Here is a 14,033-nt window from a genome sequence, read left to right as displayed (position 1 = left end):
TAAAATATCGAGGACTTGAAGAGTTCTCAAAAAATTCTTTATTACAGTTGAATACGTAGGTTGGTGCTGAAGCAAAGCGAAGCCCAACACCCAAGGCTAAATAATGCCATGATTTCTAATTTATTGTTGGGCTTCGCTGAGCTCAGCTCCTACCTACTCTCGTTTTTTCAATAGTGGTTATAAGGTATTTTCAGGTTAATTCATTAAGTATTCGGCTTTATAACAACGTTTGCTGACATTCTCTCAGGTCAATTTTGCTATATTTTAATTATAGAAACCGGGGCAACAGATACCGTATCTGTTGTGTGAGTTTGGGGTTGGAAAAAGCCAACCCTTCCGGAGTTACGAATGACATGATTGCTTTTTAATTGTTTTTCCTGTGCTGGCTGAGTGAAGTTACATTCAGGATGTGAATCTAAATAATGACGCACATTGTCAGTGCAAGCTACCTCTACGGCAAAAGATACCATTTTCTTTTTTCCCTCATCAATTTGTTTATCCAAACCTCTTATTTCTCGAGCGACACGTCTCCCTTGTTGGCCAATAGATTGTATGTCTTTCTCCAAATCCTCCAGACTTGTTTTCAATTTCTGCTTATCGTCTTTTAAAATCTTAATCTGCGGTGAAGTCTGGAGTTTTTCTAACTCTGATTTTTTTTGTAATAATTCTTTGGTGAACGCCTCTTGCTCTCTTGCATGAGCCAAATATTTATCTTGTTTTTCCAATATTTTTTCTAATCGGGTAGCTATTGTACTTCCACTGCCTCCAAAAAAATGTCCGCGAATATCTTTAGCTGTAAGATCAATTAAAGCTAATGCTTCTTGCAGTTTCGTGTGCTCGTCTTTAGATGATTGGTCAATTACATCAATTTTTAACAGTAAATCACGGGTCTTATTCTTCCATTTTGAATTATTGTCTATGGCATCCTGCCCAATGGTGTTTAAGAGGGATTTAAGTGAACTAAAAGAAGTGATGTTTTCTTTGTTATCCATCACATCTTGAAGTGCGTTAGCGGTAGTACTTTTTCTACCACTAAAAAAATGGCTGCGAATATCTTTTACTGCTCTCTCTATGGCTTTCATAATTACGCTGGATTTTTCTTGCTCGGGCTGTTGAGAGGAATTTATTTTCCTGATTTCTTGATCCAAAGAAACTGCCTTGGCTTGCCATTTAGATTTGGTTTTTTTTGCATAATCAACAACTGATTCAATACTATCCTGTAATTTTTCAGATGAGAATTTTTTAGTATTATGAGTTTTTAATTTTTCTTCCAATACTTTAATTTCTTTTGTTAAGGAGTTATAACGTCCTTGCATTTTTTCCATCTCATCTTGAACAATTTTATGTTTTTCTTGCTTCTCCTTTTTTTCATTTTTTTTGGCTGCAAATTTTTCCATTAGTTCTGCTAATTCACATCCCTTACATTCTTTTTCTTCTATATCCTTGGCAATGACCACTTTCATCTGGTCATATTTTTCTTGATGAGCAGGGCTGGAAAATCCACGAATATAGAGTTTTCCTTCTTCTACACTAGGCATGGAAATCATGCTTGAAACAGCATGGGGCTGGGGAAGGCTTCGATTGGTAAATGCATTAACACGAATATTAAAACCTGCTTCTAACAGTCGTTCAGCTACTCTTCCAGCAAAACTTTTGCCGGTGGGAGAAACGTACCCGGTCAAACATCCTATTAAGTCAATGTGCATAAGATTGTCTGTGAAGCCATTCTTTTTTCCGGATGATTCGTTGGCTTCTTTGAGTCGTGCGATCAGTAAATCTGAGAAATCCTCTACTTCATAGCCCCCATAACACTGAACTCCCGTACCTTCTTCATAGGCGCTATGTCCAATAAAAGTTATTCGAGTGATGGGTTTATTGTTATGTTCTGTTAAAAATGATTTTCGAGTGCCTTGTAAAGTGTAATTTCCATCTCTTGTTCGTTGAACTTTTTCAACTTGATCTTTTCCCTTAATTAATTCCTTGGTTTTGATAATAGTTTTATCGGCATCTAACATTATTATCATAATAACCACCAACTCTATATTTTAAACCTTGCTATAATTATTAGAATAACTGGTGAACATTAATGGTTTATTAACTTAATTGAAAAGAAACTGAAAAGTTAAACTGAGCTCACTGTCGTTTTAAACGGGTAAATAATATGATTATTTCTTTTTTTGATTCAGCTCTTAATAGAAAAGGCATTGGCTCTCTGAAGTCAGAAAACGGACATTCCCTGATTATTAATTTTCCTAATTTTGAGTTTGATCAAAGTGATAAACTTACTTTAGTTTCTTTAAATGCAGACGGCTCTTTTCAAAATCTTATTGCCCCCCAAATGCTAGCCGCAAAGTTGTTACAAAGCGGCCTTCCTGCCTCTATCAAGGAGATAGAAATTATTGTTTCTGATATAGATAAGGATAATCCACTTTTAGATTATGCCATGCGCTTAGGTAAGGCTTTTTTTAATAAAAATAGAGAAATAACCATCAAAGCGGTCATGAGTATGGAGGGAGAAACCTTAATAGTGCCTCCTGACAAAGAGAGTGGTGATTGGCGTGTGTATTTAATTAATAGATCTTCTGATGCAGAAGGAAAATGCTTTGATTTTTATTGTTCCCAACCTAAAACCCTTCTTTTTGAAGGTAAGATACAAGATTTTTTACAAGAAGATTGTGTGATAACCCCCAAAGAGATTTCGTCCAGTAGTCAACAGGCTGAGATTAGTCAAAATCCATTTTATCAGCCTCAATAAATATACGGACATCATTCAACTTAAATTTTCAGAAAATCCATTTTATACCCAGTTGTGCTAATATTTAAACATATTGTCCGGTAGATTTCTTTTTAGCACGGGAATAAGTGCTAAAAACCTCATAAGCATCCGGAAAACATTCTAGTGAACAGAGGTATATATGAGCAAAAAGAAGATAGAAATCAAACATTCTATGGACACTTCAAGTGAAGAAGGAAAAGAAAAACAAACTGATGACTACCCACAAGAAGAGATGCAGGAAGCCAGAACCATTACCACGTCCGATAACGCAATTTATACGGAAGAAATGCTTCTAAATCGCATCGATAGGACCGGTTTGCTCGATGATTATATTGGCGGCAGGGAAATTACTGAACGAAGCACACATTGGGTTGAATGCTTTTCAAGAGAAGACCTTCTGCGAATATTTACAACGTTTCCCAGTGTATACGAGCGTTGCAATGTTTTGATGAGTAAAACCCTTGGCCCTGCTGTGAAAGATGTTCCACTGTTTCATGATACGTTTTGCAATCTGTTTGAAAATATTTTAGAAAAAGCAAAAAATGTCCACTTACGATACCGTTGGGCCTTTGGTGAAAATACCGCCGAATTCCATGAATTTGAGTTAGCAATATCTTTATTGTACACCTTTCTGGAGGAGGATTCTCAAGCATCCACACCAAAAGAACCGAGTCTGGCCAAGGCATTGAATAAATTCGCTGAGTCTGAATTTGTCAAATTGAGAGATACAGGGTTAGCCCCCATATATTCTCAATTATATCAAATTAGCCAACATGGACATTGCAGTGCAGGATTTACTGAGCAATTATCGAAAATTTACACGGCAATGATGCTCGTGCGCGCCATACTGTTCTACGGAAATGTGCTGCAAAAGCAAGCGATTGAAAATACTGGCGAACAGCAGGGTAATTCCAAATTGTGGGATTATAGAAAAGCGGCCGTATTTTTTAAAATGAAACCAGAATTGAAAAAAGAGATGGATTCTCCATTATATCACGGTAATATTGATACAGAGGCTGCAAAGCGGCTACTCAGTAACCCTGGTGAGTACCTGGCCAGATATTCAGCCAGAAAAGAGCATTATTTAAGCATTCTAATTGATTCATCTCCATACAACAAGATCGTCTTAAACTTGACAATCCCTGGAGATAAACTTGAATCCTGGATAGAAAAACCAATAGAAAATCGTGAGGAAATAGAACTCTTCATAAAAGAACAATTGTCTAAGGAACAACCAAAAATCGTACAGCCATTCATAGCTAACTTTTTTGCAAATGAACAGTATTCTCCAGTGTTTAATTCGGTGTGCAGTGCGGACATTCGCAATGCAGCACTCGGCACAGGCTAATCTTGTTCCCATTAGCCATACGAAATTAATCTAAGGCAATTCTCGCCCAAAGTCCTTCATTATTATTCGTCCTTAGATAAGAGCTGTCAGTTGTATCCTGACTTGATGAGTATATGAATTAGAAACATGCAAGGTGTCGTTTGTCAGTTGGGCAGGGCTCAAACCTAATGATGCCTTACCTAAATCGGCAAATTGATATCCTATACCCAGTCTTACTGGCGCGTTGAGATCGACATCCAGACCAACCCCAGCTCCCCAGGTGAACGAGCTCTGTGTTGCGCTCCTAAATGGCGACATGGGCAGTACTTCAGGTATCAGGGGAATTTCATGATATCCTGAGACTCTATTGAAACCAACTCCTAATTCTCCAGAAAGATACGGATGTATCCTTTGTTTTACCGTGCTTAATATTTTACCTGAAGCCACTATTCGCGAGTATTGAGTCTGATAACTGTAGGTCAAATTATTAAATTCAGGCAAGCCAAATTGCCATACGTCGCCACTATTAGTAACCTGAGAATCAAAATAGGCAGATACACCTAATTGCCAGAAGAGTCTTTCGGATTTAAATGACTCTATGCCTAAACCGCCCCCCAAGCTTCCGCTGCTTTGATAATTATCTGAGTTAGTATAATGATTTGAAAATGGGGGAAGCAAAGTTACTGTTTGAGATCTTCCAGAGCGAATAAAGTCAGCCCCCACATTAAAAACTCCAAATGGACGAAAAATTAAATCTGTGGATTCTTTTAATAAATGTTTCGCTAAAACTGACTCAGAAACCAAAAGCAACACGGCACAGGCTATATAGTTCTTTCTTGACATCAAAATCCTCCCTTAAATCAACAAATCAATAGAATCAAAAAATTCATTATAATTAGGGCTGTGGATATTTTATTTTGCTAATTGCTTAAAAGACCTACGTACCCAGGAAGTTGAAAGTTACATTCAAATAACTATCAGAAAATTAGTTAATATATCATTGACATAATGAGAACTAAAGGATGTTTAGAAAATTATAAATAACCGGTATGGAGTTTTCCGTATTTAATAATTAAGTGATGCATTACTGCGTCAGAAGGAGTCTGCCGGAAAGAGCACCGGCAGATTGAGCATGTTACACTAAAAAATTTGCCTTAATCTTCATCTTCCCAACTTAAAGTACCGCCTGCCTGGTACTCAATGACGCGTGTTTCAAAGAAATTTTTCTCTTTCTTTAAGTCCATCATTTCACTCATCCATGGGAATGGATTTTCAGCGCCGGGGTATTGTTCAGTCAGGCCAATTTGATTGAGACGACGATTGGCAATGAAATGCAGATATTCTTCAAACATTTCTGCATTCATTCCTAAAATACCATGAGGCATAGTATCTTTAGCATATTGATATTCCATTGCTACGCCATCTTTGACGAGTTGAATAATTTCATTTTTAAACTCAGGCGTCCATAAATGCGGATTTTCGATTTTAATTTGGTTGATGACATCAATACCAAAATTCATATGCATGGATTCGTCACGCAATATATATTGGAATTGCTCTGATGTCCCTACCATTTTATTACGACGTCCCATAGAGAGAATCTGAGTAAAACCAACGTAGAAAAATATACCTTCAAAGATGACATAAAATGCGATCAAATCGCGTAATAGACGTTGATCATCCTCAAGAGTACCAGTATGGAAACTTTCATCACCTAAACTTTGGGTGAAAGGCAATGCCCAGGCTGCTTTAGTGGCCACTGAAGGGATTTCCCGATACATATTAAATACTTCTGCTTCATCAAGTCCTAAACTTTCAATGATGTATTGATAAGCATGAGTATGCAGGGCTTCTTCAAAGGCTTGACGTAATAGATATTGTCTGCATTCAGGATTGGTAATGTGTTTGTAAACAGCAAGAACCAGATTATTGGCAACCAATGAATCAGCAGTGGAGAAGAAACCTAAATTACGTTTAATAATTAAGCGCTCATCTTCAGTAAGTCCATTAGGATCTTTCCATAATGCCACATCGGCACTCATGTTTATTTCATTAGGCATCCAGTGATTAGCGCAGGCAGTTAAATATTTGTCCCAAGCCCATCTGTATTTGAAGGGAACCAATTGGTTTAAGTCAGCACGACAGTTGATTATTTGTTTGTGATCAACCTGAATGCGCGCAGCACCCATTTCGGGCATTTCTAGTCCTGTCGCGCCCAGAATCCGGGGCGCGTCAGCAGCTTGTTGTGTATTGTTGAATGACATTAAAATTTCTCCTGATTATTGGCACGCTTCACAGTCTGGGTCCAGAATAGAGCATACTTTAGGGGCTTCATCTATTAGTTTTACCGCGTTTAGTGCGCCATCAGTAACCGTAGATTTTTCGGCATTACTTGCACCTAAACTACGTAAGTAATAAGTGGTTTTTAATCCACGTATCCATGCATGCATGTAGAGTTGATCCAGTTTCTTACCTGAGGGTTGGGCCATGTAAATATTGAGAGACTGGGCTTGATCTATCCATTTTTGTCGGCGAGATGCTGCTTCAACCAACCAGATGGGATCAATTTCAAAAGAAGTGGCATAACGTCTTTTTAACTCTTCTGGAATACGGCTAATGGGCTGTACGCTGCCATTAAAGTATTTCAGATCATTTACCATGACTTCATCCCAAAGATTCAGCGCTTTTAAATCAGCAACCAAATAAGGATTCACTACCGTAAACTCACCTGATAAATTGGATTTTACATACAAATTTTGATAAGTCGGTTCAATGGATTGCGCTACACCACAGATATTGGAAATGGTTGCTGTAGGAGCAATAGCCATTACATTAGAATTACGCATTCCTTGAGTACGAACTTTAACTCTTAACTTTTCCCAATCTAATCGTTGTGAGCGATCTTGTTCCAAATATTTACTACGAGCCTGTTGCAATAAATTAATTGAATCAATGGGCAGTATGCCTTTGCTCCACAGTGATCCTTCATAACTTGAGTAGCTGCCACGCTCTTGAGCCAGATCACAAGAAGCTTCTATTGCATAATAACTGATTAATTCCATAGAGGAGTCAGCGAACTCAATAGCCTCCTGAGAGGTGTAATCAATTTTTAACTCATACAATGCATCCTGGAAACCCATTAAACCCAAACCAATAGGTCTATGCTTCAAGTTAGAGTTTCGAGCTTGGGGTACTGAGTAATAGTTAATATCGATTACGTTATCCAACATTCGAATAGCAGTTGTAATAGTACGCTTTAACTTCTCTTTATCCAATTGACCGTTTTTAATGTGAGCGGGAAGATTCACACTACCTAAATTACATACTGCAATTTCTTCCTCGGAAGTATTTAAAGTAATCTCAGTACATAAGTTCGAACTGTGGATCACCCCAGCATGTTGTTGTGGCGAACGCAGATTACAAGGATCTTTGAAAGTCATCCAGGGATGGCCAGTTTCAAAAAGCATGGATAACATTTTGCGCCATAATTTTACAGCAGAAACGGTCTTGATATTTTTAATGATCCCTTGGCGGCCTTTTTCTTCATATTCCAGATACAATTTTTCAAAGGCTTTGCCGTATTGGTCATGTAATTCTGGTACTTCATCAGGAGAAAATAAAGTCCAATCACCTTCTTCACGAACACGCATCATAAATAAATCAGGTATCCATAAAGCAGTATTCATGTCATGAGTACGACGACGGTCATCCCCTGTATTTTTTCTCAGCTCGAGGAATTCTTCTACATCTCGGTGCCAACATTCCAGATAAGCACAAACCGCACCCTTACGTTTCCCCCCCTGGTTTACAGCTACAGCGGTCGCATCCGCAACATTTAAGAAGGGTACTACTCCTTGAGATTTTCCATTGGTTCCTTTGATATGTGAGCCCATAGCACGTACAGGAGTCCAGTCATTTCCTAAACCACCTGCAAATTTGGAAAGTAAGGCATTATCTTTAATCGCACTGTAAATACCATCCAAATGATCGGGGACTGTAGTTAAATAGCAACTGGATAATTGTGGTCTTACAGTACCTGAGTTGAATAGAGTAGGGGTAGACGACATATAATCAAAAGAAGAGAGCAGGAGATAGAATTCAATGGCTTTCGCTTCTTTATTTTTTTCGCGCATGGCAAGGCCCATGGCAACGCGCATGAAAAAGGCCTGCGGAAGCTCATAACGTACGCCACGGTCATGGATAAAATAACGATCGTATAATGTTTGCAGACTTAAGTAAGTGAATTGCATGTCACGCTCAGGCAACAAGGCGTTGCTCAGTTTATCTAAATCAAAATCAGCCATTTTGGCATCAAGCATTCCTTGAGCAATACCATGTGCTATGTAGGACTTGAAGTAAGAGGGATAGAGAGCGCTCATTTCATCAAAGGTCGCGTCTGATTGGATTTTTAATTTACTGAGTGCTTCCATACGCAAGCTGTCTAATAATAGCCGAGCGCTGACATAGGTATAATTGGGTTCTTTTTCAACCAGAGTACGAGCAGACATGATTAATGCTTTGTGCACGTCTTCAAACTTTGCTTGATTATAAAGATTGCGCAAGGCGTCTTTAATTACAGGTTCTGCGGTTACATGTTCCAGATTACGGCATGATTCATTAACGATGGTGTTTACTCTATCCATGTCTAGGGGAGCTAACTCGCCATCAGGCATAGTAATTAACAGACTTGTATTATCGCTGCTGGGTTGTTGTTTTAATTCACGTTGTCTTGCTTTGCGATGTTCTTCTCTATAAAGAACATAAGCACGCGCCACTTTATAATGACCACTACGCATGAGGGCCAGCTCTACCTGGTCTTGAATGTCCTCAATGTGAATAGCGCCACCACTCGGCAGACGACGTTTGAATACTTGGGATATTTGTCGAGTCAATTCTTCAATTTGTTGATGAATTCGATCAGATGTAGGAGCACTGCCACCTTCGTCTGCTATAAACGCTTTAGTAATAGCAACTTTAATTTTAGAATCATCATAATTCACTACTTTACCATTGCGTTTGATCGTTTTAAGCAAACCGGGTGCGTTGGCAGTCAGTTCCAATTGACTTGTTTGCGGCACATCTTGTATCGGCTCAATAATTTCAGACATTATTCCTCCACGAAATATTTTTTTAACAGTCAAATGCAACTCAATCACTGTTATATTAATTGTAGATCATAAATACAAAAAACCCAATATATAGGGTTTTTTAAAGACAGGAATAACAAGATAATGTGTTTTTGCCTATTAATCAAGAGAGCAATATGGGAATATATTGTGGATAAGTTGTGAGTTAAAATAAATAAATTGTGCTTATAACCAAATAAACGTTTATTTTCAGAGGTTTTTATCATAAAAAAATTATTTATAAATTTTGCTAATAATTTTGGTTTTATTTTCCAAAGGATGGGCAAATAAAACTAGGCTGTAACTATTCATTTTTTAAAGCCCCGGACGTCGAGGAGGTTAATTATCAACAGACCTCAAAAACTAGCTCATAACCACCCGCGAGAGTAACACGTATCGCCTAATAAATTATAGTTTTTTCACAACAATTGCGTCGCTGACGTTTGAAAAACCATGCACATTAAGTCGGAACGAATCAATATGCGCGAAGAGCTGACTGGAGCTTCCTCCATCTAAATTAATTGCATCAGTACACGAAAGAGGAGGGGACTTCAGCATTTTGGCCAGAGCCTTGGTAGTCATTGCTGAACTGGTAGAGACTAAGATAATTACTTTCCCGTCTTTGGTGATACCCAGGGCTGATCTATCGGCAACTCCCGGTTTAAGAGAGGGGATTTTCCCTTTTACCAGTAATCGGGGACCACTTTGTACTGCGAAAACAATTTCATCATCATGATTAAAATGCCGCACATTGGAAATATAAGGTTTGTTGTTTTTTACATAAAAAATACCCCACCAGCTAATCTGTTTCAGGGGATTTTCCAATTTTTTATTATTGATTCTAAGACCTAGAGGCCGAAATTCGTGATCAAAAAAACCGCCGTTGATACTTAGCAGGGCTTTACTGTGTTGAGCAAATTGATCGGCGGAGGCGTTTTTTAATGCCAAAGTTTTAGCTGTAACCAAAGCCAGCCGATTTTTATTCAAATCAATACGAAATACATGAATATGTGACCAAGGCGTTAATAATCCGCCAGCAAGATCCTGGTATTCAATACCTGAAGTTAATTTTTGCCATCCGTCTGCTGATGAGGAATAAGAGTTCACAGAGATCAGCAAACTGAACATAAAAAGAAATAAATTCAATAAATAGCTTTTGTTTGCATGATAAACATTGGTTTGCGAAGACATGTTATTGTATCCTTAAGTACATCATTCAACACCACGGAATCTCTTATGCAAATTAAAACGCAACATAACAATAGTGAAGCACATAAGTCAACAACAGAATTAACTCGATTAATGAATGATGTATTGGAATTGGCCAAAAAAGAAGGGGCAACTAATGCTGCTGTTGCAGTAAATAATGATAGAGGTTTTTCTGTTGATGTTCGTATGGGAGAGGTAGAAACAGTCGCTTTCAGTGAAGATAAAGGAGTTGGTTTGACGGTTTATATAGGCCAGCGTAAAGGGGGAGCCAGCAGTACCGATACCTCATCTGCTGCTCTGGAAGCATTAGTTAAAGCAGCTTGTGATATAGCCAGGGTTAGTGCTGAAGATCCCTGTTTTGGCTTGGCAGATAAAGAGCTGATGACGAAAAATCATCCAGAGCTTGATTTATTTCATCCTTGGGATATTACGCCGCAACAGGCAATAGAAATGGCATTAAAATGCGAATCCTATGCCTTGTCTTTAGACAAACGGATTACTAATTCTGATGGAGTGAGTGTGTCTTCTTATGAATCTCACCATGGGTTCGCGAATACTTACGGTGGAGAAGGATTTATTCACAGTACCCGTCACAGCATCAGCTGTTCTTTAATTGCAAAAGATGGGGAGGAAATGCAAAGAGACTATGATTATACTACGGTCAGAAATGCTCTGGATTTAATGGATATTCATGAAATAGCCAAAAATGCGGTAGAAAGGGCAGTAAGTCGTTTGCATGCGAAACAAATTGAAACTCAAATGACCCCGGTCATTTTTTCTTCCAGGGTTTCCAGTAGTTTATTATCCAGTTTTATCGGTGCGATTAGCGGCTCTAATTTATATAGAAAAAATTCTTTTTTATTGGATTCGATAGGACAACAGATTTTCCCTGAATTTATTCGTATTTATGAACAACCTCATTTAAAGGGAGCTTTGGGAAGTTCGCCCTTTGATAGCGAAGGAGTACCTTCTCGTGCCAATCTCTTGGTAGACAAGGGAAAGTTACAACAATATGTCCTGGGCAGTTACTCTGCGCGCAGGATGGGATTAAAAACGACAGCTAACAGTGATGGCGTTCATAATTTGACTGTTGATCCTACTGCTGGAGATTTAACGGAACTGTTAAAGACCATGAATAAAGGTTTATTAGTTACTGAGTTGATGGGGCAGGGGATTAATGGGATTACCGGGGATTATTCTCGTGGTGCCAGTGGCTATTGGGTAGAGGATGGGGTTATTCAATACCCTGTAGATGAAGTCACTATTGCAGGAAATCTAAAAGAGATGTTTAAAATGATTCTTGCTGTTGGTAATGATATTAATCCTAATATTGCTACACGCTGTGGCTCTATCTTAATAGAGAAAATGATGGTAGCGGGTAAATAACTCTCTGTGAATACAAACTCTATGTCCGGCGGTATCTATAACCTGTAGGACGGAACTGTGTCATCCCCGCGTAGGCGGGGATCCCTTTTTGCATTAGCATGGTACTAAAACAGGAATGGATTCCCGCCTGCGCGAGAAGGACAATGACCTAAATTGTCATAGCCAGACGGCTATGGGGCATGACCAGACCATGAAATTGAATGCAGGCTCACGACTCAACCTACGTTTGAGAACCAGATAAAAAGCCGTCATTGCGAGGCTCGCAACGACGGACTATGCATACTCCGCGAATGTTTACTTTACAGCAAACGAAAGCGGTAATATGAATGAAAGAGTGAGTACTGAAAAGGTCAGGAAATTAGTTTTTATCACGGAAGATAATACGACCTTTAGATAAATCATAAGGCGTTAATTCAACCTTAACTTTATCCCCAGTTAGAATTCTAATGTAGTTTTTACGCATGCGACCAGAAATGTGGGCAGTAACAACATGTCCATTTTCTAATTCAACACGAAACATGGTGTTGGGTAATGTATCTATAACGGTACCAGCCATCTCAATATGATCTTCTTTTGCCATAGGTCTCTCAATGATGTATCAAATTCATAAAGGTGAAATAGTGCACTAAAATAAGGTAAATGGCAATCTAAGTTTCGTGAGCTTTTGGTAAACACGTGCGGTAGAGCCCTAGGCTAGCCGCTAGCCTAGGCTTCAAAAAATGGAGAAGCTTTATCTTTAGTTACATTTATTTGTTGACGGACTTACATTATTTCGTGCCATGAACCATTTTTTACCTTCTACTAAACGGGCAATTAGCATATTACTGACACTGTTTCCTGTGACATTGAGCATGGTTGCAAGAGGATCAATAATAATGCTAATTGCAGCAATGGCTATTAAAGAGGTGGGGGGGAATCCATAAACAGTTAATATCAGTAATTCACCAAGCATTCCGCCACTCGGAATCGCGCCCATTACTGTTCCAACTAATAATGAAACGCCAAGAGCGGTGAGTAAGATGGAGGTGCCTGTAAAATTCAGGTGAAAAATGCCAAACAAGAAGGCAATTTTAAAAACGCCTCCTATCACTGAGCCGTCTTTATGGATTATGGAGCCCAGGGGGATGGCTGTTTCATAAATTTCGGGGGAGACTCTCATTGCTTTTGTAGCTACTAAATTGGCTGGAATACTGGCTGCGCTACTGCATGTTGCAATGGAGGTGACCATAGGCAGAAAAACATTAGACCAGAACAATTTTATTCCTGTCATTTTTCCAGCCAGATAAGCATACCCGCTGAACGCAACAAAAAAATAAATAAGCGAAGATACATAATAGATGATGGCAATTCGAACATAACTCTCTATTAAGTTGGGGCCCAGTTCACTGACTAAGACAGCAAAATAAGCAAAAAAGCCAATGGGGGCATAATACATTATGAGAGAAAAAACGCGCATGAATATTTCTTCACCGGATTGCAAGAAAGTAGCAAATGGTGCTCCTTTCTCTCTTGCACAGGTTACTGCAAGCCCAACCAGGATTGAAAATACGATTAGGGCCAGAATATGTTCATGAGACAATAGTTTTGAAAAATCTGAAACCGTAAAAATGCCTACAATTTGATTGGAGAGACTGACGGTGGATATTTTTTCTGGCATTGTTAAATGTAAAGAAACACCTTGTCCTGGAGGAAAAAGGGTTACTGTAACAATCGCATAAAGAGCAGCTACAATACCCGTAAAGATAAAAACAACAGCCATAGAGAAAGCGATTTCTCCCAGTTTTTTCAATGAGCTTACCTGAGTAATAGCAGAAGAAATACTAAAAAAAATAAGTGGAACAATCGCGGTAAAAATCAAATTGAGAAATATTTCACCCAGTGGTTTTAACAATTGAGCGTTCGGGCCAAGCCAGTAACCGGTCAGACCTCCAAACAGGATGGAGGACATCAAAATAATAGGAACAGTATAGGATCTAATGGTTGTGAATTGAGACGTTACCACCGGATGACTTCCTCTGAAATGATTTATATAGCAATTAGGGTTAGATAGCAGAATTTGTAAGAAAAGTCACTTTGAATCACATTATATTTCTGTAGACGGTTTACTCTTAAAGATCGCTGGTTGTTTTCTAAGCCATAGCAGAGTTTGATTCCAATGACTCATTCTTCATGGATAACTAAAGGGAATAGTCTAGAATTTATATAAGAT

General features: G+C 38.6%; 10 protein-coding genes. 3 read left to right on the top strand and 7 right to left on the bottom strand.

What is annotated here, in order from left to right; translation table 11 throughout:
• Nucleotides 1-257: 257 nt before the first annotated feature.
• Nucleotides 258-2,024 carry a hypothetical protein gene (locus LOX96_RS09705; RefSeq protein ID WP_250421701.1) on the bottom strand — a complete coding sequence of 589 codons (1,767 nt, stop codon included), beginning with the start codon at nucleotides 2,022-2,024 and terminating at the stop codon, nucleotides 258-260.
• A 137-nt stretch (nucleotides 2,025-2,161) separates the two neighbouring features.
• On the opposite strand from LOX96_RS09705, the gene LOX96_RS09700 reads away from it, so the two are divergent.
• Nucleotides 2,162-2,755, top strand: coding sequence for a hypothetical protein (locus LOX96_RS09700; RefSeq protein WP_250421699.1), 594 nt, complete (start codon nucleotides 2,162-2,164; stop codon nucleotides 2,753-2,755).
• A gap of 160 nt (nucleotides 2,756-2,915) precedes the next feature.
• On the top strand, nucleotides 2,916-4,124 hold the full coding sequence (locus LOX96_RS09695) for a hypothetical protein (RefSeq protein ID WP_250421697.1): 1,209 nt from the start codon (nucleotides 2,916-2,918) through the stop codon (nucleotides 4,122-4,124).
• Nucleotides 4,125-4,196: 72 nt separating this feature from the next.
• Here LOX96_RS09695 and LOX96_RS09690 read toward each other — a convergent pair whose 3' ends face one another.
• From LOX96_RS09690 to LOX96_RS09675, 4 genes are all read right to left on the bottom strand, one after another.
• Nucleotides 4,197-4,946 (bottom strand): outer membrane protein, encoded by a 750-nt coding sequence (locus LOX96_RS09690; protein ID WP_250421695.1) that lies wholly within the window; start codon nucleotides 4,944-4,946, stop codon nucleotides 4,197-4,199.
• A 311-nt stretch (nucleotides 4,947-5,257) separates the two neighbouring features.
• Nucleotides 5,258-6,367: a ribonucleotide-diphosphate reductase subunit beta gene (locus LOX96_RS09685; protein ID WP_250421694.1), complete on the bottom strand. Its 1,110-nt coding sequence runs from the start codon at nucleotides 6,365-6,367 to the stop codon at nucleotides 5,258-5,260.
• 15 nt (nucleotides 6,368-6,382) lie between these two features.
• The gene (locus LOX96_RS09680) at nucleotides 6,383-9,211 is read right to left on the bottom strand and encodes a ribonucleoside-diphosphate reductase subunit alpha (protein ID WP_250421693.1); all 2,829 of its coding nucleotides are present in this window, start codon (nucleotides 9,209-9,211) and stop codon (nucleotides 6,383-6,385) included.
• Nucleotides 9,212-9,637: 426 nt separating this feature from the next.
• A complete protein-coding gene (locus LOX96_RS09675) occupies nucleotides 9,638-10,420 on the bottom strand; it encodes a phosphodiester glycosidase family protein (RefSeq protein ID WP_250421692.1) in 783 nt (260 codons plus the stop codon).
• A gap of 45 nt (nucleotides 10,421-10,465) precedes the next feature.
• Here LOX96_RS09675 and pmbA point away from each other — a divergent pair, with 45 nt between their 5' ends.
• Nucleotides 10,466-11,824 (top strand): metalloprotease PmbA, encoded by a 1,359-nt coding sequence (pmbA, locus tag LOX96_RS09670; protein WP_250421691.1) that lies wholly within the window; start codon nucleotides 10,466-10,468, stop codon nucleotides 11,822-11,824.
• Nucleotides 11,825-12,182: 358 nt separating this feature from the next.
• On the opposite strand, the gene infA is transcribed toward pmbA, so the two are convergent.
• Both infA and LOX96_RS09660 read right to left on the bottom strand, forming a co-directional pair.
• Complete coding sequence (gene infA / locus LOX96_RS09665; protein WP_006872751.1) at nucleotides 12,183-12,404, bottom strand: translation initiation factor IF-1; 222 nt, start codon at nucleotides 12,402-12,404, stop codon at nucleotides 12,183-12,185.
• 156 nt (nucleotides 12,405-12,560) lie between these two features.
• Nucleotides 12,561-13,772 carry a dicarboxylate/amino acid:cation symporter gene (locus tag LOX96_RS09660; protein ID WP_250421784.1) on the bottom strand — a complete coding sequence of 404 codons (1,212 nt, stop codon included), beginning with the start codon at nucleotides 13,770-13,772 and terminating at the stop codon, nucleotides 12,561-12,563.
• Nucleotides 13,773-14,033 lie beyond the last annotated feature (261 nt).

The sequence above is a fragment of the Legionella maioricensis genome (genome assembly GCF_023618015.1).
GTDB classification, from domain to species: domain Bacteria; phylum Pseudomonadota; class Gammaproteobacteria; order Legionellales; family Legionellaceae; genus Legionella; species Legionella maioricensis.
The sequence above is the reverse complement of the archived record's forward strand: the minus strand, read 5'-3'. Positions and strand labels throughout refer to the sequence as shown.